Raw genomic sequence first — 25,326 nt, forward strand, 5'->3', positions numbered from 1 at the left:
GCTCAGCGTAGTGCCTGGCCAGGACGTTGCCCACGATGATCGGGACATGGAACCGGACACCATCGTGCTCGTGCACGGCTTCTGGGTCACGCCCCGGAGCTGGGAACACTGGATCACGCACTACGAGGCCAAGGGATACAAGGTCATCGCGCCCGGCTACCCCGGCTTCGAGGTCGAGGTCGAGGCCCTGCGCGAGAATCCGCAGATCATCGCCGACGTCACCGTTCCCGCCCTCATCGAGAAGATCGAGGCCATCCTCCGCGAGCTGGACCGTCCGCCGATCATCATGGGCCACTCGGCCGGCGGCGCGTTCACCCAGATCCTGCTCGACCACGGGTTCGGCGCCGCCGGCGTCGCCATGAACTCCGCGCCCACCGAGGGCGTCAAGGTCGTGCCGTTCTCGCAGGTCAAGTCGACGTTCCCGGTGCTGAGGAGCCCGGCGAACCGGCACAAGGCCGTGGGGCTGACGGCGGAGCAGTGGCGGTACGCGTTCACGAACACCTTCACCGAGGAGGAGTCGAACGCGCTGTACGAGCGGTACCACATCCCGGCCAACGGCGGCATCCTGTGGGGGAGCGTGCTGGCCAACTTCCAGCCCGGCCCGCAGGAGACCTGGGTCGACTACAAGAACGACGACCGCGCGCCGCTGCTGTTCGTGTCCGGCAGCGAGGACCACATCATGCCGCCGGCGATCCAGCAGTCGAACCTCAAGCACTACAAGTCCAACACGATCACCGAGATCCGCGAGTACGAGGGCTACGCCCACCTGCTGCCCGCCCAGAAGGGCTGGGAGCAGATCGCCGACGACGTCCTCGCCTGGGCCGTGGAGCACGCTCGTTGATCCTCACGCACATCGGCGGCCCCACCGTCCTCATCGAGGTGGACGGCTGGCGGCTGCTGACCGACCCGACGTTCGACCCACCCGGGGAGCGCTACTCCTTCGGGTGGGGCTCGTCGTCGGTGAAGCTGACCGGTCCCGCCGTCGCTCCGGAGGACGTGGGGCCGGTCGACGCCGTCCTGCTGACGCACGACCATCACGGCGACAACCTGGACGTTGCGGGGCGTGCGCTGCTGCCGTCGGCGGGGACCGTGGTGACGACGGTGTCCGGCTCGCGCCGGCTGGGCGGCGCGGTGGGACTGGCGGCGGGTGCGACGACGGTGCTGCCCGGCGGTCCGGGACGGCCCTCGCTGTCGGTGACGGCGACGCCTGCCCGCCACGGCCCGCCGCTGTCCCACCCGATCGTCGGCGACGTGGTCGGCTTCGCGGTGCGCCTGGCCGACGCGTCGGCGGTGGCGCTGTGGATCACCGGCGACACCGTCCTCTTCGGCCCGCTGCGGCAGGTGGCGTCGTCGCTGGCGGTCGATGTCGCGCTGGTGCACGTGGGCGGCGTGCGGTTCGGCATCACCGGCCCCGTCCGGTACACGATGACGGGACGCGAGGCGGTCTCGCTGATCGGCACGCTGCGCCCGAGGATCGCCGTCCCCGTCCACTACGAGGGCTGGTCCCACTTCGCCGACGGCCCGGCCGGCCTCGACGCGGCGCTGGCGGCGGCCCCTGGTGATGTGCGGTCGCGGGTCCGCCGCCTCGAGCTCGGGACGGCGACCTCGGTCGCCTGATCTGTCCGGGGGTCGCCCTACGCTGCCCGCCGACGGATCCGATCTCGGGCTGGGGGGCACGATGGTGGCGGACGACGATGTCCGGACGTTGGTGGCGGCGGTGGAGCGGGAGCTGCCCGACGACTGGGCGGCCTGGCCGGGCGGCTGGCCGGGCCAGATCGAGGCGGCGCACATCGACGCCGTGCGCTCGATCCGGGCGCAGTACGGCCAGGAGCACAACGGCGTCCGCGGCGCCGTCGGGAAGTGGCGCGCCCACCGCGGCACCGACCGCCCCGACGACCTGTCCGTGCTCGCCGCGACCGACCCGGCCGTGCTCGCCGGCATCGTCGGGAAGCAGCAGCTGTCCGGCGGCGTGTCGAAGGCCGAGGCGATGATCGAGGCGGCGCGCAACCTCAGTGGACTGGGCGTACGACACGCGGCCGACGTCGACCCGGCGTCCATGGGGCAGAAGCTCGCCTACACCGACGTCACCGGCCTCGGCGACGTCACGTGGGAGTACTTCCTCATGCTGCTCGGCAAGCCGGGCGTCAAGGCGGACGTCTGGATCAACCGGTTCGTGGGCCGGGCGCTGGGCCGCACCCCGTCGCCGGCCGAGAGCCGCGACCTCGTCAAGGCCGCCGCCGTGGAGCTGATGGTCGATGCGACCGCGCTGGACTACGCGATCTGGAGTCACGAGCGCGGCCGGTCGTCCTGACGCCGGTCAGCCGCTCGGGGCGGCGGCGCGGGACTGGGTCTGGCGGAAGGACCGCGGGCTGACGCCGTAGCGGGCGGCGAAGGCCTGCCGCAGCGCCTCGGCGGAGCTGAAGCCGCACCGCTTCGCCACCTGCGACAGCGGCAGGTCCGTCGAGGCGACCAGCCGGGCCGCCAGCTCGAGCCGGAAGCGGCGGACGACGGCTGCCGGCGGCTCGCCGAGGTGGTCGTTGAAGAGCCGGCTGAGCTGCCGGGCGCTGACCCCGGCGCGCAGGGCCAGCGACTCCGTCGTGAGGTCGTCGTCGGGATGCGCGGTGACGTGGTCCATGACGGCGCGCAGGGTGGCGTGGTCGGGGCGGCGGGCCGTGGTGAAGACGCTCATCTGCGCCTGGTTGCCGGGCCGCTGCAGGTAGGTCACCATGCCCATCGCCACCCAGCGGGCGAGCTCCGAGCCGTGGTCCTCCTCGATGAAGGCCAGCGTGAGGTCCAGCGACGCCGTCACACCGCCGGACGTCGACACGTTGCCCTCGCGGACGTAGATCGGCGCGGCGTCGACCTTCACCGACGGGTACGCCGTCGCCAGCTCGTCGGCGTACCACCAGTGCGTCGTCGCGCGGAGGCCGTCGAGCAGGCCGGCCGAGGCGAGCACCGTCGCTCCCGTGCAGACCGACGCCACCCGCCGGGCCGTGCCGGCCAGCCGCCGGACCTGCCGCACCAGCTCCGCGTCGGCCGCCGCCGCGGTGTGGCCGCGCCCGCCCGACACCACGAGCGTATCGACCCGATCGACCAGTCGCAGGGCCGTCTGCGCGTGCAGCATGAGCCCGGTCTCGCACCGCAGCGCACCGCCGTCGAGGGTCGCCAGCGCTACCTCGTAGGGCGGCACCGCGCCGAGCCGGTTGGCCAGATCGAACGCGGTGGTCACGGACGCGATGTCGACCAGCTCGGCACCCTCGTACGCGACGACCACCACCTGCCGCGACGTCACCCGCCCCACCCTAGGAGAACGGACCCCCGTCCGGTGGGACAGCTTTCCCAGGATTCCGGACCGCCTCTGGTCGCCGAGCGGAGGCGGCTGCGATCCTCGCGCCCATGGAGCCGCAGCCGATCACCGTCGACCACCAGAACGCACCCAGCCGGCGCCGGTTCTGGCTGCACTACCTCGAGATGGTCGTCGTCATGTTCGCCGGCATGGGGATCTTCAGCGGGCTCGCGGCGCTCGCGTTCGGCGCGGCCGGCAGCAGCGTCAGCGACCAGGCGGGCTGGTTCCGCGTCCTGCTCATGGGGATCACCATGACGGTGCCGATGGTGGCGTGGATGGCGCTGCGCGGGCACCCGGCGATGCGCAGCGCCGAGATGGCCGCCTCCATGATGGTCCCGACGGCGATCGCGGCGGCCCTCGTCGCGGCCGGCGTCTTCGGCACCGGGGCGGGCATGCTCGTCCAGCACGTCGTCATGCTGCCCGCGATGCTCGGCGTCATGCTCTGGCGCTACGACGAGTACGCGCGCTCGCACCACCGCCACCGGTGAGGCCGGCGCGGCCCTGGGGGAGGATGGGTCCGGCGGGATCCTCGACCACAGGGAGCGCACCATGGAGTACACCCGGCTGGGCGACTCGGGACTCAAGGTCAGCCGCATCGCGCTGGGGTGCATGAGCTTCGGCGACCCTTCTCGCGACGACAACCAGTGGGCGCTCGGCGACGACGCCGCGGAGCCGGTGTTCCGTCAGGCGCTCGACCTCGGCATCACGTTCTGGGACACCGCCAACGTGTACAGCGGCGGGTCGTCCGAGGAGATCGTCGGCCGGGCGATCCGGCGCTATACGCGACGCGAGGACATCGTGCTGGCGAGCAAGGTGTTCTTCCGCATGCACGACGGTCCCGGCGGTTCCGGGCTGTCGCGCAAGGCGATCATGGAGCAGATCGACGCGTCGCTGACGCGGCTGGGCACCGACTACGTCGACCTCTACCAGATCCACCGCTTCGACCCCGAGACGCCGGTCGAGGAGACCATGGAGGCCCTGCACGACGTCGTCAAGGCCGGCAAGGCGCGCTACCTGGGCGCGTCGTCCATGTGGGCCTGGCAGTTCGCGAAGCTGCAGTACACCGCCGACCTCGGCGGCTGGACCCGGTTCGTGTCCATGCAGAACCAGTACAGCCTCATGCAGCGCGAGGACGAGCGCGAGCTGTACGGCCTGCTCGCCGACCAGGGCGTGGGCAGCATCCCGTGGAGCCCGCTCGGCAAGGGCCGGCTGACCCGTCCGTGGGGCGTGGCGACCACCCGCAGCGAGAACGACGCTCTCGGGCGCTCGCGCTACACCGAGGAGGCGGACAAGCCGATCGCCGACGCCGTCGAGCGGGTCGCCGAGACGCGCGGGGTGCCGATGGCGCAGGTCGCGCTCGCCTGGGTGCTGCGCAACCCGGTGGTCACCGCGCCGATCGTGGGGCCGACGAAGCCGCACCACCTGGCCGACGCGGTGGCGGCGCTCGACCTCGAGCTCACCGACGACGAGGCCGCCCTGCTGGAGAAGCCGTACACGCTGCGCCGGCCGACCGGGTTCAGCTGAGCATCGCGTACACCGTCGACGCCTGGGCGACGGGGCGGTCGTCGCCGTCGGCGGTCATGGTGACGTCGACGAACGCCAGCGTGCGGCCGGCCTTGCTCACCCGCGCCGTCACCAGGACGTCCGCGCCGATGACCGGGCGCTGGAACGTCGTCGACTGCTGGACGGTGGTCATCGGCCCGTAGCCGCCGCGGGCGGCGCTGAGCGCGATGACCGTCGCGGTGTCGGCGGCGGCCATGAGCGCCTGCCCCGACAGCGCGCCGCCCTCGCGGGCCAGCCGGTCGCTCCACGGCAGCCGCAGCGTCGCGTGGGTGTCGCCGGTGTCGACGACGGTGAGGCCGAGGTCCTGGACCCAGGGGGCGAAGTTCTCGGCGAGGATCGCGTCGCCGCCGGCGGGGCTGAGAGCCGTCATCCGCTCATGATCGCTCAGGCAGCGCGGCGTTCCAACAGGACGGTGTCGTGCCAGCGACCCTCGCGCTGGGCGATCCTCTCGCGGATGCCGACGGTGCGGTAGCCGGCCTGGTGGTGCAGCGACAGGCTGGCCCGGTTCTCGGTGAACACCGACGTCTGCAGCGTCCACAGCCCGTCGGCGTCGGCGGCCGTCACCTGGCGGCGTAGCAGTGCCTTCCCGACACCGCGCCCACGGAAGGCCGCGTCGACGTAGACCGACGTCTCGCCGACCCCGCGGTAGCAGTCGCGGGCTGAGACGGGGGTGACCGCCGTCCAGCCGACGACGGCGCCGTCGACCTCGGCGACCCACCGGTGCCCGGGCAGCCAGGCCGCGGCCAGCCGGGTGCTCGGCGGTACCGAGGTCTCGAACGTGGCGACGCCGGTGTCGATGCCCTCGCGGTAGATGCGCCGGACCGCCGGCCAGTCGCCGTCGTCGAGCGCCCGGACGGTGACGTCGGCCGGCACGTCGTCGGGGCAGCACGGCCGCGTGGCGCCGACCACGCCCATGACGACGTCGGCCATGTGCGGCAGCCCGGTGCAGCACGCCTCGTTGACGGTGACGCGGGTGCTGGTGCCGACCTTCGCGACGTGCACGAACCCGACGGCGGCCAGCTTGCGCACGTGGTGCGACGCCGTGGACTGGCTGACGCCCAGCAGCTCGGTGAGCTCGCCCACCGTCAGCCCGCCGTGCGAGGTGGCGACGGCGTGCAGCAGCCGGACCCGCGTGGGGTCGGAGAGGCAGGCGAAGCACTCGGCGTAGTCCGTGGCGGCGTCCGCGGGGAGCAGCGGCGCCGGGGCGGCGAGGGTCGTCATGCCGCGCAGTCTATCGACAGATGTCGATGGTTGCGAGGATCGACACTCGTCGATAGTGTTTCGAACATCCATCGACAGTCTTCGATGAAAGCGAGAGGTTCCATGGCGGATCCGGTAGTGGTGGTGGGCGGCGGCCCGGTCGGACTGGCGGCCGCGGCCGAGCTGGCCGAGCGCGGCGTCGAGGTCGTGGTCTTCGAGCGCGGCGCGACGGCGGGGGCTGCAGTCGCGGAGTGGGGTCACGTCCGGTTGTTCTCGGCCTGGCCCGAGCTGGTCGCGCCCGCGGCCCGGCGGCTGCTCGAACCCACCGGCTGGGCCGAGCCGCCCGCCGACGCCTACCCGACGGGCGCCGAGTGGGTCCACGACTACCTGTCGCCGCTGGCCGAAGCGCTGGGGGAGCGGTTGCGCACGGGCGCCGAGGTCGTCGGCGTCGGCAGTGAGCCGCTCACCGTCCACGTCCGGCACTCCGACGGCCGCGAGGAGCGGGTGCCCGCGAGTGGCGTCGTCGACGCGTCCGGCACCTGGGGCGGGCCGAACCCCTTGGGCGGTGACGGGCTCCCGGCGCTGGGCGAGCGCGCCGCCGCCGACGCCGGCCGGATCACCTACCGCATCCCGCGCGCGCCGCTCGGAGGCCACGTCGTCGTCGCCGGGAGCGGACATTCCGCCCTCACCGCCCTCGTGGCTCTGACCAGCGGAAACAGTGACACAAAGGTGACGTGGCTCCTGCGCCGGGGTGGCATCGATGACACGTTCGGCGGGGGAGAGCGCGATGAGTTGCCGGCTCGCGGGCGGCTCGGCCAGCGGGCCCGCGCGGCGGTCGAGGCGGGCGTCCACGTCGTGACGGGGTTCCGTACGGCCGCCGTCGAGACCGGGCCGGACGGGTCGCTGACCCTGGTCGCCGCCGACGGCCGCACCGTCGGCGCCGTCGACCACGTGGTCGCGCTCACCGGGCTGCGGCCGGACCTGTCCTGGCTGTCCGAGCTGCGGCTCGCGCTCGACCCCGCCCTGCAGGCGCCGGTGCGGCTGGCGCCGATGATCGACCCGACGGTGCACTCGTGCGGCACCGTCGCGCCGCACGGCGTCCGCGAGCTGGCCCACCCTGAGCCCGGCGTCTACCTGGCCGGCATGAAGAGCTATGGCCGCGCGCCGACGTTCCTCGCACTCACCGGGTACGAGCAGGTCCGCAGCATCGCCGCCGCGTTCGCCGGCGACCACGCGGCCGCCGAGCGGGTCGAGCTGGTGCTGCCCGAGACGGGCGTCTGCGGCGGGACGGGCGGGTTCGCCGCAGAGGACGGCGCGTGCTGCGGGGTCTCGGCCGGTCCGGAACTGGTTCAGCTCACGTCCAGGATTCCCTGAGTACAGCGATTGCTGTACTGTGCGGCGCATGACCACGGTGACGGAGTCGCACACGGACGCGCTGACCCGGCTCGGGTACGCGCTGTCCGACGGCACCCGGGCGCGGATCCTGCTGGCGCTGCGCGCGGCGCCGGCGTTCCCGTCCGACCTGGCCGACGAGCTGGGGGTGTCCCGGCAGGTGATGTCGAACCAGCTGGCCTGCCTGCGGGGCTGCGGCCTGGTCGAGGCCGAGCCCGAGGGGCGGCGGACCCGGTACAGGCTGGTCGACGCGCACCTCGGCCGGGCGCTGGGTGAGCTGCTGGACCTCGTGCTCGTGGTCGACCCGTCCTGCTGCGGACCCGAAGGGTGCACCTGCCGATGAACCTGCCCCTGCTGCCGGCGGCCGGGCCGGCCGGCCCCACCGGCGAGCGTCGCGACGTCCTGCGCCGCCGGGTCCGGCTGATCGTCGCCACCACCATCGGTTACAACGTCGTCGAGGCGATCGTCGCCATCTCGGCGGGTGCGGCGGCGTCGTCGGCCGCGCTGATCGGGTTCGGGCTCGACTCCGTCGTCGAGGTCGTCTCGGCCGCCGCGATCGCCTGGCAGTTCGCCGGCCGCGACCACGAGTCGCGCGAGCGGACGGCGTTGCGGATCGTCGCGTTCTCGTTCTTCGCGCTGGCCGCGTACGTCGGGTTCGAGGCGATCCGCGGGCTCGTCGGCGGCGCCGAGGCCGACCACAGCACCGTCGGCATCGTGCTGGCGGCGGTGAGCCTGGCGGTCATGCCCGCGCTCTCCTACGCGGAGCGCCGCTCGGGCCGCGAACTGGGCTCTGCCGCCGTCGTCGCCGACTCGAAGCAGACACTGATCTGCAGCTACCTGTCGGCCGTGCTGCTGGCCGGCCTGGTGCTGAACTCCGCCTTCGGCTGGTGGTGGGCCGACCCGCTGGCGGCGCTGGTCATCGCCGGGTTCGCGGTCCGCGAGGGCGTCGAGGCCTGGCGCGGCGACGCCTGCGCGATGTCGGCGGGCGCGCTGTTGCGCGACCCCGAGGCCGACGGCTGCGGCCCGGACTGCGACTGCTGCTAGCCACGGGGAATGCCGAGCTCCGACAGCAGTGCCAGCACCCGCCGCTCGATCTCGTCGCGGATCGGGCGGACGGCGTCGAGGTCGCGCCCGGCGGGGTCGTCGAGCGGCCAGTCCTCGTAGCGCGTGCCGGGGACGTAGGGGCACTCGTCGCCGCAGCCCATGGTGACGACGACGTCGGCGGCCTCGAGGTCGGCGTCGGCCCAGCGCCGCGGCCGCTCACCGGCGATGTCGATGCCCCGCTCGGCCATGGCGGCGACGGCGACGGGGTTGACCTGGTCGGCCGGTGCGGACCCGCCGGAGTACGCCGTCGCGCGGTCGCCCGCGTGATGACGGAGGAAGCCGAGCGCCATCTGTGAGCGGCCGGCGTTGTGCACGCACAGGAACAGGACGGACGGCGTCACCTCGGGAGTCCTCTCAGGTCGTGGTGAGTCGCGGGACGAGGGTGTCGACACGGCCGGCGAGCGCGCCGATCGCGGCGTCGAACGCCGCGTCGGTGCCGGAGCGGACGGGGTCGGGGATGGACCAGTGCAGGCCGCCGAGGTCGCCGAGCTCCTCGTGGGCGTGGTCGCAGACCGTGATGACGTAGTCGCCGTCAGCCGCGACGTCGGCCAGCCCGCGGGGCCGGGCCGCGCGCAGCGGCAGCCGATGCCGGCGGGCGGCCGCGACGGCGCCGGGGTGGACGTGGTCGGCGGGGTGCGTGCCGGCGGAGGTGGCCGGGACAGCGCTGGCGCGACGCCACAACACGGCCGCGAGCTGCGAGCGGGCGGAGTTGGCGGTGCAGACGAACACCACGCGGCGGGCGTGCCCGGCGCTGCCGGGCAGCAGGCCGTCGAGCGCGCCGGGAACGAGCCGGACGTAGCTGCGGCGCCGGTCGGCCTCGGACCGGCCGCGCGTGACCAGGCCCGCCGTCTCGAGCGCCTTGAGGTGGTGGGCCAGCAGGTTCGACGGCATCGCGAGCTGCGCCTGCAGCTCGCTGGGGGAGAGGTCACCGAGGCTGAGCAGGTCGGCGACGCGCAACCGGGAGGGATCGGCCAGCGCCGCGTGCGCGGCGGCCCGTCGCTCGAGATCCGATCGCTCAGTATTCATTGAGTCAATACTTGCTGAGCCACCGTCGAACGTCGAGGCAGCCGGGACGTCAGCGCGGCCACGTCACCGGACACCGTCGCCCAGCGGCCGAGGTGGATGGACTCGAGCATGGTCGCGTAGGCGTGCGCCCACCAGGACGTCTCGCCGCCGTCGAGCAGGGCGGTCAGGTACTCGGCCGGCGAGACGTCGACGTACCGGGCGCCGGGCTCGACGGCGGCGACGATCTCGGCGACGGTGGGCGCCGCCGGGCCGGTGAGGTCGTGGTGGGTGTTCGACGGCGGCAGCAGCGCCAGGGCGGCCAGCGAGCGCGCGACGTCGGCCCGTGCCACCAGTGACACCCGGGCGTCACCCGCCGGCAGCCGGACCTCGTCGCCGCCAGCTCCGGGCCGGAGTGCGCCGCGGACCAATGAGGCGAAGAACTCCGTGTACACCGACGCGCGGGCGAGCGAGTAGCCGCAGCCGCTCGCCCGCAGCAGGTCCTCGGTGTGCCCGTTGGTGACGGCATAGCAGAACGGCGAGTCGACGTCGATGTCCAGGCCGCTCAGTGCGACGACGTGCGCCACCTCGGCCTCGGCGGCCGCCCGGACGACGTTGGCGTGGTGCAGCATCACCGTGGCCGCGTGGCCGTCGCTGGACACGAAGACCAGGGTGTCGACGCCGGTCAACGCCATGCGCAGCGACACCGGGTCGGCATAGTCGGTCGTCGGCCGGGTCAGGGGGACGACCTCGTGCTCCCGCCCGGCGGCCAGCAGCTCGACGACCCGGCCGCCCACCCGGCCGCTCGCCCCCGTCACCGCGATCCTCATGGCCCGGAGCGTAGGTGACCGACCGGCCGATCTTGACGGCGCCCGCCGGCGGGGACAGAGTGAAGGACACGGGGGGCGGTGCGATGACGTCTGTGATCCTGGTCGACGACACCACTCTGTCCCGCGACGCGCTGGCCGCCCAGTTGCGCGGCCAGGCCTGGGCCGGCGACGTCCGCACCGCCGCCGACGTCGCCACCACCGTCGGGCTGACCCTCGACCCGGAGTCCAGCGTCGTCCTCGTGCACCTCGGCTCGGTCGGCGGGCTGCGTGTCCTGCGGGCGGTCCGGGCGGCCCTGCCGGAGGCGCGGGTGGTCGCGATCGCCGTGCCCGACGACGGCGACGACGCGCTGGCGTGCGCGCAGACGGGCGTCGCCGGCATCGTGCTGCGCACCGGCACGCTGCATGACCTCGAGGCCACGGTCTCCGGCGTCGTCCGCGGCGAGACCGTCTGCCCGCCGAGCGTCGTCGGCGCCCTCGTGCGGCACGTGTGCGCCGAGGCCAGCGCCGTCCGGGCGCCCGCCGACGACGGCCGGCTGACGTCACGCGAGCGGGAGGTGCTGGTGCTGATCGAGCAGGGCATGACGAACAAGGAGATCTCGCGCCGGCTCGGCATCGAGGTGCGCACCGTCAAGAACCACGTGCACAACGTGCTCGAGAAGCTGCGCGTCCGGCATCGCAGCGAGGCCGCCGCCCGGCTCCGCGACGCCCGGGTCCCGGAGCTGTCCGCGCTGGTCGCGGCGGCCGCGCGGCCGGCGCCGGTCACCCGGTCCTAGTACCCGGGACCGGTACCCGACGCCGGCCGAATGCGGGCCCCGTCCGGTCCTGTCGGCGGCGTGCGCCGCGGCCCTAGCGTCGAGGCATGCGGCGGATCCGGATCGCCGTGGGCGAGGCGCCCGCGGAACTGCACCGGCTGGTCGAGGCGAGCCTGGCCGGCCAGCCCGACCTCATGCTGGTCGCGGCGGCGCCGGGCGAGGTCGCCCTCATGCTCGAGGCGAGCCGCGCCGACGTCGTCGTGGTCGCGATGCCGAGCGGGCGGGTCCCGGCGGTCGCCGAGCGGCTGCTCGACGAGTACCCGCGGGTCGGCGTCGTCTGCGTCGACGTCGAGGCCGGCCACGGCGCGGTGTACCGGCTCCGCCCGGCGCTCGAGCCGCTGGACGCGGTGTCGCCCGGCGCCATCGCGGCCGCGATCCGCAGCGCCGCCGAGGACAACGCCTGGGGGTACCGATGAGCATCGCCTACGGGTCCTACGACGACGCCTACGACGAGGCCTACGACGCGTACGACGACGAGGACGGCTACGGGTACGGCGACGGGCTCGGCGAGGCGCTGGCGGAGGTGCTGGCCGACGACTACGCGGACGCGACGCCGGCGGACCTCGACCTGGCCGTGTCGGACGTCCTCGGCGAGCTGAGCCCGGCCGAGGCGTTCGGCGTCGGCAAGGCGCTGCGCCGGCTCGGCGGCGGTGCTGCCGGGCTGGTCTCCGACCCGGCGTTCGCGCAGATCGCCGGCCGGGTGCTCCCGGTCGCCGGAGGCGCTCTCGGCACCGCGATCGGCGGCCCGGCCGGCACGGCGCTCGGCTCGCAGCTGGGCTCCGCGGCGGCCCGGTCGCTCCCTCGGGGGCGGACGGCGACAGCTGCGGCCCCGCCCGCCCCGCCACCACCCCCGCCCGCGTCCGCCGCAGGCGGGTCGGCGGCGGCCACCCAGGCCGCCGTCCTCACCCAGCACCCGACGGTCGCCAAGGGCCTGCTCGCCCTCGCGCTGGGGGAGCACGGGAAGAAGACCGTCGACGGTGTGCCCGTGGCGGCGCTGATGAGCATGTTGAGCTCGGTGTTCGGGCGGGCCGCCGCCGACGCCGACGAGCTGGCGTACCTCGGCGGCCACGGCGACGCCGAGGAGACGGCCGAGTGGGACGACGACGAGTCGCTCTACACGGCGCTGGTCGACGCCGACAACGCCGAACTGAGCGAGGCGGTGAGCTGGCCATGAGCCACGACGACAGGAACGGCAGCGAGTTGCAGCAGCTGGAGTCGCTGCTGTTCCAGGCGCTGCCGGATCCGCGCGGATTCGCCGACCGGATCCTCGAACAGCTGCTGGAGCGTCTGGCCACCGAGCCGGCCGGGTCGCAGCCGATCACCGTCGTCCAGCCCGCCACCGGGCCGGGCGACACCGAGATCCTGCTGGCCGCGGCCCTCGGCGCCTGTGTGTGCTGGGGCCAGGACCCCGGCTGCCCGGTGTGCGCCGGCCGCGGCGGGGCCGGCTGGACCGACCCCGACCTCGAGCTCTACGCCGAGTACGTCGCGCCCGCCGTCCAGCGGCGCGCGGCCGCCGCACCACAGGAGGGAGTGCGATCGTGAGCACGACGTGGCAGGAAGACCTGGACTCGGAGGCCGCCGAGTACGACGAGGGCGAGCTGTACGACTCCGAGAGCGACCTGGAATGGGACGAGGGCGAGAGCGACGACGGCGACAGCGAGGAGTCGCGCGCGTCGCGGCGGCGCCGGGCCCAGGCACGGCAGCTCGCCGTCGCCCGCCGGCAGGCGCAGGTGCGCGCGCAGGCGCAGGCCCGGGCCCGCTCGACCGCGGTCCGCCCGCGGCCGGCGGCGGCGCCGCCGGCCCGCACCGCGGCGGCCGCGATCCGCGCCGTCGACCTCGACTCGCGCGTCGCCCACGACGGACTGCGCCGCGAGCTGGCCCTGCAGAGGAGGAGGATGAACCGCTCCGAGTACGCCGCGGTGGCCGGCCTCGCCGTCAGCCAGTTCGTCGACACGTTCGACCAGCCGCAGAACGCGTACGCCCGGGCCGCCCTCCGGTTCGCACCGTTGTTGCTGCTGACCCCGCAGCGCCGCGGCCGCGGGCTGGAGTCGTTCGTCGCTGACCCGCGCGTCATCGGCGGCGCGGCGATCCTCGGCATCACCGTCCTCGGCGAGCAGCGCAACCGCGCCAGCATCGACGTGGCGGCGCCGTCGCAGCTGGCGGCGAAGTCGTCGGTACAGCTGAACGCGCAGGTCATCTCGCCGCGCGGCGACGTGGTGAGCGGGCGCGCCGTCCAGTGGACGACCAGCGACCCGAACATCGCCACCGTCGACGCCACGGGCAAGGTCACGGGGGTCAACGCCGGCGCGGTGTTCCTCATCGCGACGTCGGAGGGCCTGCCGGCCCGGCGGATCCCGCTCGTCGTCACGTGAGCGGCGGCGACGTCCGATGGACCCGGCGCTGTGGCAGCTGCTGCGCGCCGAGCGGGCGACGCCCGACAGCGAGATCGAGGCGATCGTCCGGCTCCGTGACGCCCGCGCCGTCGTACCCGGGGTGCGCCTGGTGGCGCGGTTCGGCCGGATCGCCACCTGCCGGCTGCCGGTGGGCGCCGTTCCCGCTGTCCGGCGCCATCCGGCGGTCCGCAGCCTGAAGGCCTCGCGCCGCTACGGCCCGGACCCGCCGGTGTCGCTGGGCGCATCCTCGGGTGCCGCCGGCGGCGATCGGCCGGGCACACGGCGCCCGCCGGAGCTCGACGCGGCGGGGCTGACCGGCGACGGCGTCGTGGTCGGCGTCGTCGACTGGTGGCTGGACGTCGACCACCCGGCATTCCGGGACGCGGCCGGCCGGACCCGGCTGCTGGCGCTGTGGGACCAGCGGTCGAGGGACGACGGCGGCGGGCCGGCTCCCGAGCCGTACGGGTACGGGCGGGTGCACGACCGCGCCGCCGTCGACGCGGCCCTGCGCACCGGCGACCCGTACGACGCGCTCGGCTACCACCCGGCTGTCGCCGACCGCGGCGGCGGCACGCACGGGACGCATGTCGCTGCCATCGCCACCGGTGTGGCGCCCGGCGCGGAGCTGGTGTTCGTGCACCTGGCCGACCGGGGGACCGGCGGGCTGGCGACGCTCGGCGACTCCGTCCGGCTGCTCGAGGCGGTCGACTTCGTCCGGCGGACCGCGGGGCGGCGGCCGTGGGTCGTCAACCTCAGTGTCGGGCGGCACGGAGGCCCGCACGACGGCCGGACGCTGTTCGAGCTGGCCCTCGACGAGCTGCTGCGCGCGACCACCGGCGCACTCGTCGTGCAGAGCGCCGGCAACTACTTCCGCGCCCGCGCGCACGCCGCCGGCACCGTCGCGCCCGGTGCCACCCGCACGCTGACCTTCCGGACCCGTCCCGGCGACCCGAGCCGCAACGAGCTGGAGATCTGGTACGACGGCGGCGACCGCTTCGACGTCCGGCTGACGCCGCCCGGGCGCGCGCCGGGCCCGTGGGTGCGGCTGGGCGAGCAGGTCCCCGTCCGGGCCGACGGCGACACCGTCGGGCGGCTGTACCACCGGGCCGCCGACCCCAACAACCACGACCGCCAGGTCGACGCGTTCCTCGAGGCCACGGCGCCGGCCGGGGACTGGACGGTGAGCCTGCGGGCGGCGCACGTGCGGGACGGGCGGTTCCACGCCTGGCTCGAGCGCGACGACCGGTGCGCCCCGTGCCAACCGCGGTTCGTCCCCGCCGACGTCGAGCCCACCGGCACCATCGGGACCATCGCGACCGGCCGGCTGCCGCTCGTCGTCGGCGCCTACGACGCCCGCGACCCGGCTGCGCCACTCGCCCCGTTCAGCAGCACCGGGCCGACCCGCGACGGGCGCGGCAAGCCGGACCTGGTGGCGCCGGGCGTCGGCGTCCTGTCGGCGCGGTCCGCGCCCGCGGGCAGCCACCGCAGCCCCGGCGCGCTGACCCGCAAGTCCGGCACCAGCATGGCCGCGCCGCACGTCACCGGGGCGGTCGCGCTCTGCCTGCAGGCGACCGGCGGGCGGCTCGGCGCCGTCGAGCTGCGGCGGCTGGTGCTCGACGCGGTCCGGCCCGCGCCGCGCGCCTCGCCGCCAGGCCGCGCGGGAGCCGGGTACCTCGACCTGGCCCGGCTGGCCGCCGTCCTCACCACCGGCACCCCGTCCACCGACCGTCCGAAGGAGGCCGTCATGGCTGCCGACCGTTCCGTCACTCCCTCGCAGGCGTTCCGCGAGCTGCTGTACCGGCCGGGTGGTGAGCTGGCGAGCTGGGTCGGCCGGCACTTCGCCGTACTCGCGCGCCCCGGCGAGGACGTCGCCGCCGGCGCGGACCGCGGCGACCTGCTGGTCGACGTGCCGCTCGGGCGGCCCGGACCCGGGACGGTGACGACGCTGCCGCGCGAGCAGGTGGCTTCGTGGCGGCTCGGTCCCGGCCAGCTGCTGCTGCGCCCGCTCGTGCCGGACGACGCCGGCCTGCTGTCGCCGGAGGAGACACCGACGATCCCGGCGCACGTGACGGAGGCGCGGAAGCTCTGGCCGACACTGTTCAAGGACCTGCCGAAGGTGGTGATCCGCGACCTGGCCGGTTGCGCCCCGTCGGCGCAGGTGGCGGGGGCCGACTTCACCGCGTGGACGAACTCGCCGACGGCGGTGTACGTCAGCCCCGACGCGAACGCCGGGCCCGAGGTCCTGGCCGCCATCCTGTACCACGAGTCACTGCACGTACGGCAGTTCATGAAGGCCGGCGGGAAGCCGCCGGCCGACCACGCGACGATGATGCGCTACGAGGTCGAGGCGTACACCGACTCCGCGAGGTGGGCCGACGCCCGGCCCGGCAAGGCCAACGACCAGATCGCGGAGCAGCTCCGGGCCACGGCCCGGCTGCTGCGTGACGCCGTCGCCCGCACGACGAAGGCGACCAAGGACCCCGTCGAGCGGAACCGGCGGTACCAGCAGTTCCTCATCAGCGTGAACCTGTTGCCGGAGCATCGGACGATCGGCGAGCTCTACGCCCTGACGCCGGGGCGCATGTCGTGCTCGCCGTCCGGTTCGGGCGAGGCGGTGGTCGTCGACGAAGCCGACGAGGCCATGGAACTGCTGGCCGAGGGCTACGGCGACCCGCCCGGGGAAGCGGAAGGTGACACGGACGCCGTCGACGACGGCGACCTCGCCGAGTTCAGCGGCCGGGAGCACCGCGACATCACCGACAACGCGTCCGGCAAGGAGCTGACGTCGCTGACCTTCGGCGACCCGCCGGCCCAGCTGACGTTCGGCGAGGTGACCGCGCTGGCGGGCGACTACTTCGCGACGTTCGAGGAGATGCGCGACCTGTCCCGGACCGCGGCCGGGCGGATCGAGCTGGCGTACGCGCGCTGGCACTGCCTGTCGCTGTCGCGGGACGGCGTCGCGGCGCCCACGAAGGACGCGGCGGTCATCCAGTCCGTCACCGACCGGTACCTGCTGCTGGCGTCGCGGAACATCTCGCACTTCTCCGGTGGCGGCACCGCCTGGCAGGCGTACACGAGCTGGCACGCGAAGGCGCTGGTGGACGCGCTGGACGCGGGCCGGACGTCGGACGCCGCGCTGTGGCGGCGGGCGCTGACGAAGGAGGCGTTCGGGCTGCACTTCCTGACCGACTCGTTCTCGGCCGGGCACGTGCGGACGCCGCGCGCGGAGATCCGCGACTGGTACCAGCAGCGTTTCCCCGACAGCGGGCAGCGGATCCTGCAGTACCTGGCCCGGTTCCTCTTCGACCGGCTCGACGAGCGGCAGCAGCTGCCGCAGCTGGCCTGGTGGTTCGGCTGGGTGACCCGCGGCGTCATGGTCGACCGGATCCGGACGCTCGGCGGCGAGGCGGTCGCGAACATCTCGCTCGGCGACATCGTCAGCCTCGCCCTGCACGATGTCGACAACCTCGGGCTCGACGTGGTCAGCGACGTCGACGCCGACGGCAAGCCGGTCGCCGGCGGCCACCACTGGCGCGCCATGGGCGACGGTCACCTCGGGTCGAACCGGTTCGGCATCGAGACCCGGCGCATGGCCGTCGTCGCCGTCATCGCGTCGCTGCGCGAGCTGGAGCGGGTGCGCGGCGCCGGCGTGAAACTGGGCCGCGCCGACGTGTCGCTGTCGCAGCGGGGCAGCGCGATGCGCCAGGCCCTGGGCGGTTCGGTGTTCGCGGCCCGCGCCTTCGTGCCGCGCGAGGACGTCGCCCGCACGGCCGCCGTCGCCCTGCGGGTTCCCGGCGGCGGGCGCGCGCCCATGGAGTGGCGCTGGGGCAGCCTCGGCCCGGTCGCCCACCAGGCGATCGACGCCACGATCCGCAAACGCCTGGCCGACGAGCTGCTCGTCTTCGCCAACCAGGTCCCCGACCCTGTCGACGGGCCGGCGGGGCTGCGGATCCACGGCATCCGCAGCGCCTACCGCTCGTTCATCCGCCACCTCCGCGACGACGGCATCACGGTCCTCGAGCGTGCGGTCGGCCGCAACGCCCGCTGAACCGTCAGGACGCGGCGCCGAACACCGGCCGCCCGGGCGCGACGTCCTCGTCGTCGGGGACGCCGATGTTCTGGCAGGCGGTCAGCAGCCAGCGGCCGTCCTCCTTAGCCATGATCCACAGCGGCGAGCCGACGTCCAGGCCGTCGGGCGTCGTGTACACCTGGCGCAGCTTCACGGCGGCGACGTCGTCGCGGATGAAGAGGAGGTGCTCGATCTCGAACCGCACCGACATCCCCCGCATGCCGCCGGGGAGGACCTGACGGGTGAACGCGGCGATCTCGTCGAGCCCGTAGAGCCGCTTCCCGCCGCCGGTGGTCCAGATGGCGTCGTGGCGGAACAGGGCGAGGAACTCGTCGGGGAGCTCGTGGTTCTGGGCGTGCTCGACGGTGTCGATGACGCGGCGGATGGCGTCGATGTCCGTACTCATGCCTCCACTCTCGTACCTCAACCAAACTTGAGGTCAAGTGCGCAGGGGGGGCCGGCTTCACCCAGTACGGGTGGTGACGGACGGACCCGCCGGAGAGACGGTCGGACCAACCGAAGGGGTGGTCACATGGCCGAGACCGTGCTGCCGATCATGTCGAGTGACCGGCTGGGTGAGCTGATGCGACTGGTCAAGGGCGCGGACACCGTCGAGCTGAAGCTCAGCGTGCCCGACGGCGACCAGCGGGGGGCCGTCCAGGCGCTGGGCATCGACCCGCTGGACGCGCAGATCCGGCAGGTGGTGTTCTTCGACACACCGGACCTGGCGCTGGACAAGGCCGGCGTCGTCGTCCGGGCCCGGCGCGTCCAGCGGCGGCCGGGTGACGCCGTCGTCAAGCTCCGCCCGGTCGACCCGGACCGGCTCCCGCCGTCGCTGCGACAGTCGCCGGACTTCGGGGTCGAGGTCGACGCGATGCCGGGCGGATCGTTCGTCGCGTCCGGCACCATGAAGTCGCCGGTCGACAACGCCCACGTGAAGGACGTGCTCACCGGCGACCGGCCGATCCGCAAGCTGTTCACCAAGCAGCAGCGCGAGCTGTTCACGATGTTCGGCCCCGAGGGCATCGAGCTGGACGAGCTGCGACCGCTCGGCCCGATCCCCATCATGAAGCTGAAGTTCTCGCCCGCCGAGATGGGCCGGCGCATCGTCGCGGAGCTCTGGTTCTATCCCGACGGCAGCCGGATCCTCGAACTGTCGACCAAGTGCCTGCCGGTCGAGGCACTCAACGTCGCAGCCGAGGGGCGGGCCTTCCTCGGCCAGCACGGCGTCGACCTCGGCGGCGTGCAGCAGACGAAGACCCGCACGGCACTGACCTACTTCTCCGAGCAGCTGCGCGGCGCTAGCTCGAAGCCCCGCTCGACTCCGCGTCAGCGGACGGCGGCGCGTCGGGCACAGCCATGACGGCGGCCGCGGCCTCCGCGCTGACGGCGTGCCGGGCGATGTTCCGATAGCCCGCGAGCCCGGCCTGGAGCCGCTCGATCATCCGGTCCTCGGCGACGGCGATGATGGCGGACGTGCCGGGCTCGAGGCTGTCGCCCACGGAACGCAGGTCGGAGTCCTGGAAACCCTTGTCGCGGACCTTGCCCCACACGCCGCCGCCGGCAGCGCCCACGGCGGCCGACACCAGCAGGCCGGGCGGGAAGATCAGGCCGACGATGCCGCCGGCGACGGCGCCGCGCTTGGCCCACGTCTTGCCGCTCGGGTCGGCCGTCTCCTGAAACGTCACCTTGCCGTCGGCCCGGCGGACCACGACGGCGGCGTCGATGAGGCGGATGGACCCCTCGCGGTTCATCGCGCGGAAGTCCTTCAGCGCCTCGCCGGCCTCGTCCTCGGTGCCGAACGTGGCCACGAACACCTGCATCGGGTTGTCGTTCATGATGGGGTCCCTCCTGTGCGGGTCTGCTGGCACGATTGCGCCTCGTCGAAGGCCTGCTGGAGCGTGTCGTCGGCGGCAGAGGCGTAGCCGCCGACGGTGTCGCCGAGCGTCGTGAGCGCCTGGCCGGTCGCCGTCAGCCCGGCCTGCGCGTCGTCGAGCGCGGCCGTGACGTCCTGGGCGCTGGTGGCGTTCGCGACGCCCTGCAACGCCTGCCCGACGGAGTCCAGCCCGGCACGTACGTCGTCGGCATCGGAGCTCATCTCCTGCTGGGCGTCCTCGACGGCCTGGTCGGCGCCCTCGGGCGTGTCCCTGATGGCGTCGGCGAGGTTCTCCGCGCTGGCCTGCAGCGCCGACAGGCGGTCCTCGACCTCGGTGCGCAGGCTCTCCAGTGCCTCCGGTGTCAGCGCGTCCAGGCTCAGCCCGGAGGTCAGCCCGGAGACGTTGGTCCGCAGCTCCGACCAGGCCGAGCAGACGCCGTCGGCCCACTGCGTGGTCGGCGAGTCGTCGCCGCTGCACCCGGCAGCGAGCACCACCGTCAGGGCCAGGGCGAGAACGCGCGGCCGCATGGGCGTCAGCCGTTCAGCAGGCGTGCCTTGGCCGCGGCGAACTCCTCGTCGGTGAGCACGCCCTGGGCCTTGAGGTCCGCCAGGCGTTCGAGCTGGGCGGACAGGTCGTCCTCACCGCCGGCGGCCGACGGGGCCGGCTGCGGAGGCGGCTGGGCGGCGTAGGCCGCGCGGGCCTGCTGCTCGTACGCGGCCTGCTCCTGCATCTGCCGGTCGTAGTCCTGTTGCTGCCAGCGGCTGGCCTGCCGGCGCGACACGCGGTTCGACACCGCCGTCGCCGTGCCGGCCACGACCGCCGTCCGGGCCATCCCGCGGAGCAGTCCCATCGCCGTCGCCACCTCAGCCGATGTCGAGGCCGCGCAGCGCGCGGTCCGCCGTCTCGGCCGGGATGCGGGCCTGGTCGGCCACCTCGCCGCCGGCATTGCGGACGGCGTTGACGAACGGGATCGCCCAGGTGTTCTCGACGACGAGGACCGCGACGGAGTTGCCCGGCGGCAGGTCGGCCGCCACCTCGTCGACGTCCTCGGCGTCCAGCATGCCGCCGCCGAGCTGGCCGTCGAGGTCGGCGAACGCCGGCCTCAGCTCGGGTCCGAGGCCGGCCAGCTCGATCGAGCCGACGGTGCCCTCGTCGTCGCGGTACACGAACAGCAGGTCGATGATCCTGACCATCCCGTTCACGACGAGGTCCCGCATCGCGGGCAGGATCTCGCCCTTGAACTGGTTCCCCGGGAACTTCAGCAGCAGCACGTCGACGGGTCCCACATCCACGGTGTCCATGTGGCCCAGCCTTCCGCCGCCCGGCGACCGTGCGCCTCACCCGTTGCGGGTGACCGGGCGTCCGGGTGGGCGAGTGGCACTTCGCGCCACGGACGAGACCAGCGTGCCGATCGCGATCCCCAGCACCAGGTTGAGCCCGGCCGTCGCGACCTGGGCGTCGAGGTCGGCGTCGGAGGTGAACGGCGCGACCACGCCGATCACCGTCGCCAGCCCGACCACCCAGCCGAAGAACCGCAGCGGCTGCGGCGTCGTCAGCAGCAGCACGTGCACCAGGCCGGTCGACAGGAGCGCCGCCCCGGCCGCGCCGGCCGCGTACCAGCCGGTGCTCGCGTCGCCCCAGGTGCCCTCGCCCTCGGGCGCCAGGATCGGGATGTCGAACACGCCGCGGACCAGCACGATCCCGACGACGGCGATGAGCGCGCCGATCACGGCCGTCGCCACGCCGCCGGCCCACAACCGGCGGGCGTCGACGTCGGGCGGACCGGACCGGGGAGCGGGGTCGGTGGTCATCGGCTCGGCCTCCTCGGGCGGCGCCACGTCGGGCGGTCAGTCGGGCAGCTTCCGCATCTCCACGACCGTCAGCCCCAGGGCGTCGAGCCGGGCCAGCATCCCTCGCAGCGCGGCCTTGTCCCGGACCGGCCCGAAGATCGACGTGCCGCCGGTGGGACCGTCGGCGACCTCGAACTCGGGGAACGCGGCCCGGACGATGTCGGACACCCGGCCGGTGACGAGGAACTCGTAGCGCATGAGCATGCGCCCCCATGGCTTCGATGCGGACACGCTCCACGATCTCCGGCCGCGGCGCGGCGCGGCTCACCCGCACGGGGTGAAGGGCGCGCACGTGCGTTTTCGGGGCCTTGGTTTCGCCCTGTGGGTGGTATGTCATGTGACATGAGGTGGTGGGCTCGGATGGGGCTCCCGATCCTCGTTTCGCCGCTAGTGTGATCAACGTGGCCGTCACCACCGCCCACGCGGGGCGTGCGAGGGTGCTGGAACAGAAGCTGCGAGTACCTCGCATGCCGGCCAGCGTGGTACCGCGCACCCGGCTGCTCCGCGACCTCGAGGCCGCGGAGGCCGAGGGACGCGCGCTCACACTCGTCTCGGCTCCGGCCGGGGCGGGGAAGACCATGCTGCTGGCGCAGTGGTGGCGGCGGCTCCGGCCGGCCGGCATCCCGGCGGCCTGGCTCGCGCTCGACGACCACGACGACGACCCCTTCGTGCTCTGGTCCGGGCTGCTGCGGGCGTGCGGCCGGGCCGTGCGCGGCATCGACCCGGCGGCCGAGGTGCGGCTGGCCGCGCTGACCCCGCCGGCCGACGCGGGCAACCGGGGGTTCCTGACGGCGTTCGCCGAGGCCGTCGACGCGCTGGACGGGCCGTTGTGGGTGCTGCTCGACGACGTGCACGTCATCACCTCGCCGCGGGGCGTGGCCTGCCTGGCCGGGCTGATCCGGTACCGGCCCGCCGGGCTGCGGATCATGCTGGGCAGCCGGTTCGACCCGCCGCTGCCGGTGGCCCGCATGGTGCTCGACGACCAGGCGACCGAGGTGCGGGCCTCCGACCTCGCGTTCGACCGCGCCGAGGCCGACCAGCTGCTGCGAAGACGGCAGATCCGGCTCGACGAACCCGACCTGTCGTTGCTGCTCGAACGGACCGAGGGGTGGGCGGCCGGGCTGTGCATGGCGGCGCTGTCGCTGTCGTCGCAGGTGGACCGGTCCAAGTACATCGCCGGGTTCGCCGGCGACGAGCGGCCGGTCGCCGACTACCTCGTCGCCGAGGTGCTGGACACGCTGTCCGAGGACACCGTCGAGCTGCTGCTGGCGACCGCCGTGGCCGAGACGCTGACGTCGGACCTGGCCAGCCGGCTCGCGGGCCGGGCCGACGCGGGAGCGGTGCTGGCCCGGCTGGCCCGCGACAACGCGCTGGTCTCGCGCGTCGGCCGGGCCCCCACGTCGTACCGCGTGCACGGCCTGCTGCGTAGCTTCCTGCTCGCCGAGGCGACCCGCCGCGACGTCGAGGGACAGCGCCGCGCCCACGTCGAGGCGTCACGCTGGTTCGCCGATCACGGCATGCCCGGTCCCGCTCTGGACCACGCCGCCGACGGCGGCGACTGGCAGCGCACCGCCGAGCTGATCGACCGGTACGGCCTGCGGCTGCTGCTGTCCGGCGACGCGGGACGGCTGACGTCGACGGTGCGGCGGCTGCCCGACGAGCTGGTGACGGACCCGGTGACGGCGCTGGTCGCGGCGCTGGCGGCGTTGCACGACGGGGCGCTGGCCAGTGCTCGGCGGCACATCGACCTCGTCGGGCGCGACCCGGCGGGGCACGTGTCGGCGCGGCTGCGGCTGCTGCACACGACGGCGCTCATGTGCGAGGCGCGACTGCGCGGCGACCGCGGGCCGGGGCTGCTGCACCTCATCGAGCTGAGCGACGAGCCGGTGCCGGGCGAGCCGGACCTGCTGCTGCTCGCGGCGGTCAACCGGGGAATCCTCCGGATCTGGTTCCGCGACTACGAGGCGGCCGACGAGGACCTGCGCGACGCGCTGCGGATGGCCAGGCGCGACGGCCGCGACGCCCTCGCGCTCGAGTGCCTGTCGTACCTCGCGGTCATCGGTGCGGCGAGAGGCGACGCCGACACCGTCGTGCGCCGGACCGGGGAGGCGATCGAGTTCGCCGCCCGCCGCGGCTGGTCGGCCACGGGCCGGATGCCGCCGGTGTACCTGCTGGCGGCCGGCGCGGCGTTCCAGCGGCTCGACCATGCCGAGGCGGCGCGGTACCTGTCGCTCCTCGGGTCGATCGACGCCGACCTCGAACCCGAGGTGGAGCTGTCCACCCGCCTCATGCGGGCCTGCCTGTCGGCGGCCGACACCCCGAACCGGCACGAGGCCGCGCGGGTGCTGCGGCGGGCCTGGCCGTACGACGACACCGCCCTGCTCCCCGTCAGCGTCAGCTTCTTCTGCCTGGCCGAACTGCAGCTGGCGCTCGCGGCCGGTGACCGGCCGGCGGCGACGGAGGTCCTCGGCCGGGCGGAGCGGCTGCTGGGGGAGTCCGGCGACGTGCTGGTGCTGCGGGCGGTGGTGCACGCGCACGACGGGCGGAAGGCGGCGGCGCGGGCGGCACTGCAGCCGGTGCTCGGGGGGACGCTGGCCTGTCACCTGGTGAACCTCGAGATCACCGCCTGGCTGCTGTCGGCGCACTTCGCGGCCGAGCTGGATGAGCCGGCCCGCGCCCACGACGCGCTGCTGCACGCGCTCGAGCTCGCGGCGCCGCGGCAGCTGTACCGCGAGTTCGTGGCGGCGTCCGGGCGGGTCCGGTCGCTGCTGATCCACGGCAAGGGCCGGTTCGGCGCCTACGACGAGTTCGTCCGGGCGCTGGTCACGGCCATGGGAGGGGAGGAGACCGGAGCGGAGCGAACCGCGACGGTGTCGGGTGAGGCGCTCACGGCGCGAGAGCTCGAGCTGCTGCGCGACCTGCCGTCGCTGCTGTCGCTCGAGGAGATCGCCGACGCCCACGTGCTGAGCGTCAACACCGTCAAGACACACCTGAAGGCGATCTACCGCAAGTTCGAGGTCGGCAGCCGGCGGCAGGCGGTCGACCGGGCCCGCGAGCTGGGCCTGCTGTAACCGGTGCCGCGCTAGCTGGTGTCGTTGCCTCACCCCCGGCGGGTGAGGCGGGTGGGGTGGGGCCCGGGCACGCTGGTGCCCGAGCTCGGGAACGGGGGTGGGGTGTTGCCCGTGCTCGGACGGGGGCGGCGATGAGATTCCGGCCTGTTGAAGTGCTGATCCTGACGTATCCCGGCGACCGCATCGACCCGCTGGCGGTCGAGGCGCTGCGGGGGGTGGTCGACATGGGGGACGTGACGCTGCTGGACATCGTCTTCGCCGCCCGCGAGGCCAACGGCGACCTCCGCGTCGTCGAGTTCGACGAGGGGGCCGACGAGTTCGGCTTCACCGGGGTGGAGCTCGCCGAGGGCGACCTCGTCAACGACGAGGACATCGCCGTCGTCGCCGAGGCGCTGTCGCCCGGACACGCGGCGGTGCTGATCGCCTACGAGAACACCTGGGTGCGGCGCGTGGCGGACGCCATCCGCGACGGCGGCGGCCAGGTCGCATTGCACGTTCTGATCCCCTCCGAGGCGGCCGACGACGCACTGCGGGCCACCGACCAGGGGGAACGACCATGACGTGGAACGGTGATGAGGGGGAGATCATGACCGGACGATTCGACCGGCCCGGCTTGCTGGCGACAGTGACCGGGGCCGCGGTGCTCGACGGGACCGCACCGGTGATCAGGAACGCGGTGACCCACGCGACCGCGCGGCGCCGCATCGGGGTGGACGACGACAGGGGACGACGGCGCCCGGCGGTGGCCGGTGCCGGCGCGGGAGACGGCCGCTGGTCGCTCGTCGCCAGGCAGCGGACGGACTGACGGCCGGTGGAC

31 protein-coding genes are annotated in these 25,326 nt (G+C 74.2%); 18 read left to right on the forward strand and 13 right to left on the reverse strand.

Annotation, left to right across the window (positions count from 1 at the left end):
• Positions 1-46: 46 nt before the first annotated feature.
• The 3 genes from HD601_RS17570 (at position 47) to HD601_RS17580 (ending at position 2,311) form a co-directional block, all read left to right on the forward strand.
• Positions 47-841 carry an alpha/beta hydrolase gene (locus HD601_RS17570; protein ID WP_184823969.1) on the forward strand — a complete coding sequence of 265 codons (795 nt, stop codon included), beginning with the start codon at positions 47-49 and terminating at the stop codon, positions 839-841.
• Positions 838-1,617 carry an MBL fold metallo-hydrolase gene (locus HD601_RS17575; RefSeq protein WP_184823971.1) on the forward strand — a complete coding sequence of 260 codons (780 nt, stop codon included), beginning with the start codon at positions 838-840 and terminating at the stop codon, positions 1,615-1,617. Before HD601_RS17570 ends, HD601_RS17575 begins: the two co-directional genes overlap by 4 nt.
• A 64-nt stretch (positions 1,618-1,681) precedes the next feature.
• Positions 1,682-2,311: a hypothetical protein gene (locus tag HD601_RS17580; RefSeq protein ID WP_184823974.1), complete on the forward strand. Its 630-nt coding sequence runs from the start codon at positions 1,682-1,684 to the stop codon at positions 2,309-2,311.
• Between the two features lie 6 nt (positions 2,312-2,317).
• Here HD601_RS17580 and HD601_RS17585 read toward each other — a convergent pair whose 3' ends face one another.
• The gene (locus HD601_RS17585; RefSeq protein ID WP_184823976.1) at positions 2,318-3,292 is read right to left on the reverse strand and encodes a helix-turn-helix domain-containing protein; all 975 of its coding nucleotides are present in this window, start codon (positions 3,290-3,292) and stop codon (positions 2,318-2,320) included.
• 104 nt (positions 3,293-3,396) lie between these two features.
• Here HD601_RS17585 and HD601_RS17590 point away from each other — a divergent pair, with 104 nt between their 5' ends.
• Entirely contained in the window at positions 3,397-3,834 is a 438-nt protein-coding gene (locus tag HD601_RS17590; RefSeq protein WP_184823977.1) for a hypothetical protein, read from the forward strand.
• Between the two features lie 61 nt (positions 3,835-3,895).
• Positions 3,896-4,870 carry an aldo/keto reductase gene (locus HD601_RS17595; protein WP_184823979.1) on the forward strand — a complete coding sequence of 325 codons (975 nt, stop codon included), beginning with the start codon at positions 3,896-3,898 and terminating at the stop codon, positions 4,868-4,870.
• Here the strand turns inward: HD601_RS17595 and HD601_RS17600 are convergent.
• Both HD601_RS17600 and HD601_RS17605 read right to left on the reverse strand, forming a co-directional pair.
• Positions 4,863-5,279, reverse strand: a complete 417-nt coding sequence (locus HD601_RS17600; RefSeq protein WP_184823981.1) for a PaaI family thioesterase — start codon at positions 5,277-5,279, stop codon at positions 4,863-4,865. The two genes, HD601_RS17595 and HD601_RS17600, sit on opposite strands and share 8 nt — an antisense overlap.
• Positions 5,280-5,293: 14 nt before the next feature.
• Positions 5,294-6,130, reverse strand: coding sequence for a helix-turn-helix domain-containing GNAT family N-acetyltransferase (locus HD601_RS17605; RefSeq protein WP_184823983.1), 837 nt, complete (start codon positions 6,128-6,130; stop codon positions 5,294-5,296).
• 102 nt (positions 6,131-6,232) lie between these two features.
• Between HD601_RS17605 and HD601_RS17610 the strand changes: the two genes are divergently transcribed.
• The 3 genes from HD601_RS17610 to HD601_RS17620 are packed head-to-tail and all read left to right on the forward strand — an operon-like array spanning position 6,233 to position 8,545.
• Positions 6,233-7,483 carry an FAD-dependent oxidoreductase gene (locus HD601_RS17610; RefSeq protein ID WP_184823986.1) on the forward strand — a complete coding sequence of 417 codons (1,251 nt, stop codon included), beginning with the start codon at positions 6,233-6,235 and terminating at the stop codon, positions 7,481-7,483.
• A gap of 28 nt (positions 7,484-7,511) precedes the next feature.
• The gene (locus HD601_RS17615) at positions 7,512-7,844 is read left to right on the forward strand and encodes an ArsR/SmtB family transcription factor (protein WP_184823988.1); all 333 of its coding nucleotides are present in this window, start codon (positions 7,512-7,514) and stop codon (positions 7,842-7,844) included.
• Positions 7,841-8,545, forward strand: coding sequence for a cation diffusion facilitator family transporter (locus HD601_RS17620; RefSeq protein ID WP_184823990.1), 705 nt, complete (start codon positions 7,841-7,843; stop codon positions 8,543-8,545). Before HD601_RS17615 ends, HD601_RS17620 begins: the two co-directional genes overlap by 4 nt.
• Here the strand turns inward: HD601_RS17620 and HD601_RS17625 are convergent.
• The 3 genes from HD601_RS17625 to HD601_RS17635 are packed head-to-tail and all read right to left on the reverse strand — an operon-like array spanning position 8,542 to position 10,437.
• Complete coding sequence (locus HD601_RS17625) at positions 8,542-8,946, reverse strand: arsenate reductase/protein-tyrosine-phosphatase family protein (RefSeq protein ID WP_184823992.1); 405 nt, start codon at positions 8,944-8,946, stop codon at positions 8,542-8,544. The two genes, HD601_RS17620 and HD601_RS17625, sit on opposite strands and share 4 nt — an antisense overlap.
• Before the next feature lie 13 nt (positions 8,947-8,959).
• Positions 8,960-9,631 (reverse strand): arsenate reductase/protein-tyrosine-phosphatase family protein, encoded by a 672-nt coding sequence (locus tag HD601_RS17630; RefSeq protein ID WP_184823994.1) that lies wholly within the window; start codon positions 9,629-9,631, stop codon positions 8,960-8,962.
• Positions 9,628-10,437 carry an NAD(P)H-binding protein gene (locus HD601_RS17635; RefSeq protein WP_184823996.1) on the reverse strand — a complete coding sequence of 270 codons (810 nt, stop codon included), beginning with the start codon at positions 10,435-10,437 and terminating at the stop codon, positions 9,628-9,630. Before HD601_RS17635 ends, HD601_RS17630 begins: the two co-directional genes overlap by 4 nt.
• Positions 10,438-10,520: 83 nt before the next feature.
• Here HD601_RS17635 and HD601_RS17640 point away from each other — a divergent pair, with 83 nt between their 5' ends.
• The 6 genes from HD601_RS17640 (at position 10,521) to HD601_RS17665 (ending at position 17,690) form a co-directional block, all read left to right on the forward strand.
• Positions 10,521-11,210, forward strand: a complete 690-nt coding sequence (locus HD601_RS17640; protein WP_184823998.1) for a LuxR C-terminal-related transcriptional regulator — start codon at positions 10,521-10,523, stop codon at positions 11,208-11,210.
• An 86-nt stretch (positions 11,211-11,296) separates the two neighbouring features.
• A complete protein-coding gene (locus HD601_RS17645) occupies positions 11,297-11,665 on the forward strand; it encodes a hypothetical protein (RefSeq protein ID WP_184824000.1) in 369 nt (122 codons plus the stop codon).
• Positions 11,662-12,423 carry a hypothetical protein gene (locus HD601_RS17650; RefSeq protein WP_184824002.1) on the forward strand — a complete coding sequence of 254 codons (762 nt, stop codon included), beginning with the start codon at positions 11,662-11,664 and terminating at the stop codon, positions 12,421-12,423. The genes HD601_RS17645 and HD601_RS17650 overlap by 4 nt, the downstream gene beginning before the upstream one ends.
• Positions 12,420-12,791: a hypothetical protein gene (locus tag HD601_RS17655; protein ID WP_184824005.1), complete on the forward strand. Its 372-nt coding sequence runs from the start codon at positions 12,420-12,422 to the stop codon at positions 12,789-12,791. The genes HD601_RS17650 and HD601_RS17655 overlap by 4 nt, the downstream gene beginning before the upstream one ends.
• Positions 12,788-13,621 (forward strand): Ig-like domain-containing protein, encoded by an 834-nt coding sequence (locus tag HD601_RS35835; RefSeq protein ID WP_184824007.1) that lies wholly within the window; start codon positions 12,788-12,790, stop codon positions 13,619-13,621. The genes HD601_RS17655 and HD601_RS35835 overlap by 4 nt, the downstream gene beginning before the upstream one ends.
• A gap of 16 nt (positions 13,622-13,637) precedes the next feature.
• Positions 13,638-17,690, forward strand: coding sequence for a S8 family serine peptidase (locus HD601_RS17665; protein WP_184824010.1), 4,053 nt, complete (start codon positions 13,638-13,640; stop codon positions 17,688-17,690).
• A 4-nt stretch (positions 17,691-17,694) separates the two neighbouring features.
• On the opposite strand, the gene HD601_RS17670 is transcribed toward HD601_RS17665, so the two are convergent.
• Positions 17,695-18,117: an SgcJ/EcaC family oxidoreductase gene (locus HD601_RS17670; RefSeq protein ID WP_184824012.1), complete on the reverse strand. Its 423-nt coding sequence runs from the start codon at positions 18,115-18,117 to the stop codon at positions 17,695-17,697.
• Between the two features lie 126 nt (positions 18,118-18,243).
• Between HD601_RS17670 and HD601_RS17675 the strand changes: the two genes are divergently transcribed.
• On the forward strand, positions 18,244-19,074 hold the full coding sequence (locus HD601_RS17675) for an adenylate cyclase (protein WP_184824014.1): 831 nt from the start codon (positions 18,244-18,246) through the stop codon (positions 19,072-19,074).
• Here HD601_RS17675 and HD601_RS17680 read toward each other — a convergent pair.
• From HD601_RS17680 to HD601_RS17705, 6 genes are read right to left on the reverse strand one after another with little or no spacing between them, the layout of a single operon-like run.
• A complete protein-coding gene (locus HD601_RS17680; protein ID WP_184824016.1) occupies positions 19,013-19,549 on the reverse strand; it encodes a DUF1269 domain-containing protein in 537 nt (178 codons plus the stop codon). The two genes, HD601_RS17675 and HD601_RS17680, sit on opposite strands and share 62 nt — an antisense overlap.
• The gene (locus HD601_RS17685; protein ID WP_184824017.1) at positions 19,546-20,115 is read right to left on the reverse strand and encodes a hypothetical protein; all 570 of its coding nucleotides are present in this window, start codon (positions 20,113-20,115) and stop codon (positions 19,546-19,548) included. Before HD601_RS17685 ends, HD601_RS17680 begins: the two co-directional genes overlap by 4 nt.
• Positions 20,116-20,120: 5 nt before the next feature.
• A complete protein-coding gene (locus tag HD601_RS17690) occupies positions 20,121-20,438 on the reverse strand; it encodes an SHOCT domain-containing protein (RefSeq protein ID WP_184824020.1) in 318 nt (105 codons plus the stop codon).
• Between the two features lie 13 nt (positions 20,439-20,451).
• Positions 20,452-20,889 carry a DUF6325 family protein gene (locus tag HD601_RS17695; RefSeq protein WP_184824022.1) on the reverse strand — a complete coding sequence of 146 codons (438 nt, stop codon included), beginning with the start codon at positions 20,887-20,889 and terminating at the stop codon, positions 20,452-20,454.
• A 36-nt stretch (positions 20,890-20,925) separates the two neighbouring features.
• Entirely contained in the window at positions 20,926-21,399 is a 474-nt protein-coding gene (locus tag HD601_RS17700) for a DUF6069 family protein (RefSeq protein ID WP_184824024.1), read from the reverse strand.
• Positions 21,400-21,435: 36 nt separating this feature from the next.
• Positions 21,436-21,642 (reverse strand): hypothetical protein, encoded by a 207-nt coding sequence (locus HD601_RS17705; protein WP_184830005.1) that lies wholly within the window; start codon positions 21,640-21,642, stop codon positions 21,436-21,438.
• A gap of 197 nt (positions 21,643-21,839) precedes the next feature.
• On the opposite strand from HD601_RS17705, the gene HD601_RS35840 reads away from it, so the two are divergent.
• From HD601_RS35840 to HD601_RS17720, 3 genes are all read left to right on the forward strand, one after another.
• Complete coding sequence (locus HD601_RS35840) at positions 21,840-24,509, forward strand: winged helix-turn-helix domain-containing protein (RefSeq protein ID WP_184824026.1); 2,670 nt, start codon at positions 21,840-21,842, stop codon at positions 24,507-24,509.
• 131 nt (positions 24,510-24,640) lie between these two features.
• Positions 24,641-25,069 carry a DUF6325 family protein gene (locus HD601_RS17715; RefSeq protein WP_281386316.1) on the forward strand — a complete coding sequence of 143 codons (429 nt, stop codon included), beginning with the start codon at positions 24,641-24,643 and terminating at the stop codon, positions 25,067-25,069.
• The gene (locus HD601_RS17720) at positions 25,066-25,314 is read left to right on the forward strand and encodes a hypothetical protein (protein WP_184824029.1); all 249 of its coding nucleotides are present in this window, start codon (positions 25,066-25,068) and stop codon (positions 25,312-25,314) included. Before HD601_RS17715 ends, HD601_RS17720 begins: the two co-directional genes overlap by 4 nt.
• Positions 25,315-25,326 lie beyond the last annotated feature (12 nt).

It is taken from the genome of Jiangella mangrovi, from assembly GCF_014204975.1.
Classification (GTDB): Bacteria; Actinomycetota; Actinomycetes; order Jiangellales; family Jiangellaceae; genus Jiangella; species Jiangella mangrovi.

Coding starts and splice junctions, on each gene's coding strand:
- HD601_RS17640 (WP_184823998.1), top strand. CDS start 10,521: ATGACGTCTGTGATCCTGGTCGACGACACCACTCTGTCCCGCGACGCG.
- HD601_RS17590 (WP_184823977.1), top strand. CDS start 3,397: ATGGAGCCGCAGCCGATCACCGTCGACCACCAGAACGCACCCAGCCGG.
- HD601_RS17665 (WP_184824010.1), top strand. CDS start 13,638: ATGGACCCGGCGCTGTGGCAGCTGCTGCGCGCCGAGCGGGCGACGCCC.
- HD601_RS17600 (WP_184823981.1), bottom strand. CDS start 5,279: ATGACGGCTCTCAGCCCCGCCGGCGGCGACGCGATCCTCGCCGAGAAC.
- HD601_RS17645 (WP_184824000.1), top strand. CDS start 11,297: ATGCGGCGGATCCGGATCGCCGTGGGCGAGGCGCCCGCGGAACTGCAC.
- HD601_RS17630 (WP_184823994.1), bottom strand. CDS start 9,631: ATGAATACTGAGCGATCGGATCTCGAGCGACGGGCCGCCGCGCACGCG.
- HD601_RS17690 (WP_184824020.1), bottom strand. CDS start 20,438: ATGGGACTGCTCCGCGGGATGGCCCGGACGGCGGTCGTGGCCGGCACG.
- HD601_RS17620 (WP_184823990.1), top strand. CDS start 7,841: ATGAACCTGCCCCTGCTGCCGGCGGCCGGGCCGGCCGGCCCCACCGGC.
- HD601_RS17615 (WP_184823988.1), top strand. CDS start 7,512: ATGACCACGGTGACGGAGTCGCACACGGACGCGCTGACCCGGCTCGGG.
- HD601_RS17695 (WP_184824022.1), bottom strand. CDS start 20,889: ATGGACACCGTGGATGTGGGACCCGTCGACGTGCTGCTGCTGAAGTTC.
- HD601_RS17685 (WP_184824017.1), bottom strand. CDS start 20,115: ATGCGGCCGCGCGTTCTCGCCCTGGCCCTGACGGTGGTGCTCGCTGCC.
- HD601_RS17570 (WP_184823969.1), top strand. CDS start 47: ATGGAACCGGACACCATCGTGCTCGTGCACGGCTTCTGGGTCACGCCC.
- HD601_RS17720 (WP_184824029.1), top strand. CDS start 25,066: ATGACGTGGAACGGTGATGAGGGGGAGATCATGACCGGACGATTCGAC.
- HD601_RS17705 (WP_184830005.1), bottom strand. CDS start 21,642: ATGCTCATGCGCTACGAGTTCCTCGTCACCGGCCGGGTGTCCGACATC.
- HD601_RS17670 (WP_184824012.1), bottom strand. CDS start 18,117: ATGAGTACGGACATCGACGCCATCCGCCGCGTCATCGACACCGTCGAG.
- HD601_RS17715 (WP_281386316.1), top strand. CDS start 24,641: ATGAGATTCCGGCCTGTTGAAGTGCTGATCCTGACGTATCCCGGCGAC.
- HD601_RS17605 (WP_184823983.1), bottom strand. CDS start 6,130: ATGACGACCCTCGCCGCCCCGGCGCCGCTGCTCCCCGCGGACGCCGCC.
- HD601_RS17595 (WP_184823979.1), top strand. CDS start 3,896: ATGGAGTACACCCGGCTGGGCGACTCGGGACTCAAGGTCAGCCGCATC.
- HD601_RS17610 (WP_184823986.1), top strand. CDS start 6,233: ATGGCGGATCCGGTAGTGGTGGTGGGCGGCGGCCCGGTCGGACTGGCG.
- HD601_RS17635 (WP_184823996.1), bottom strand. CDS start 10,437: ATGAGGATCGCGGTGACGGGGGCGAGCGGCCGGGTGGGCGGCCGGGTC.
- HD601_RS17700 (WP_184824024.1), bottom strand. CDS start 21,399: ATGACCACCGACCCCGCTCCCCGGTCCGGTCCGCCCGACGTCGACGCC.
- HD601_RS17655 (WP_184824005.1), top strand. CDS start 12,420: ATGAGCCACGACGACAGGAACGGCAGCGAGTTGCAGCAGCTGGAGTCG.
- HD601_RS17650 (WP_184824002.1), top strand. CDS start 11,662: ATGAGCATCGCCTACGGGTCCTACGACGACGCCTACGACGAGGCCTAC.
- HD601_RS17680 (WP_184824016.1), bottom strand. CDS start 19,549: ATGAACGACAACCCGATGCAGGTGTTCGTGGCCACGTTCGGCACCGAG.
- HD601_RS17675 (WP_184824014.1), top strand. CDS start 18,244: ATGGCCGAGACCGTGCTGCCGATCATGTCGAGTGACCGGCTGGGTGAG.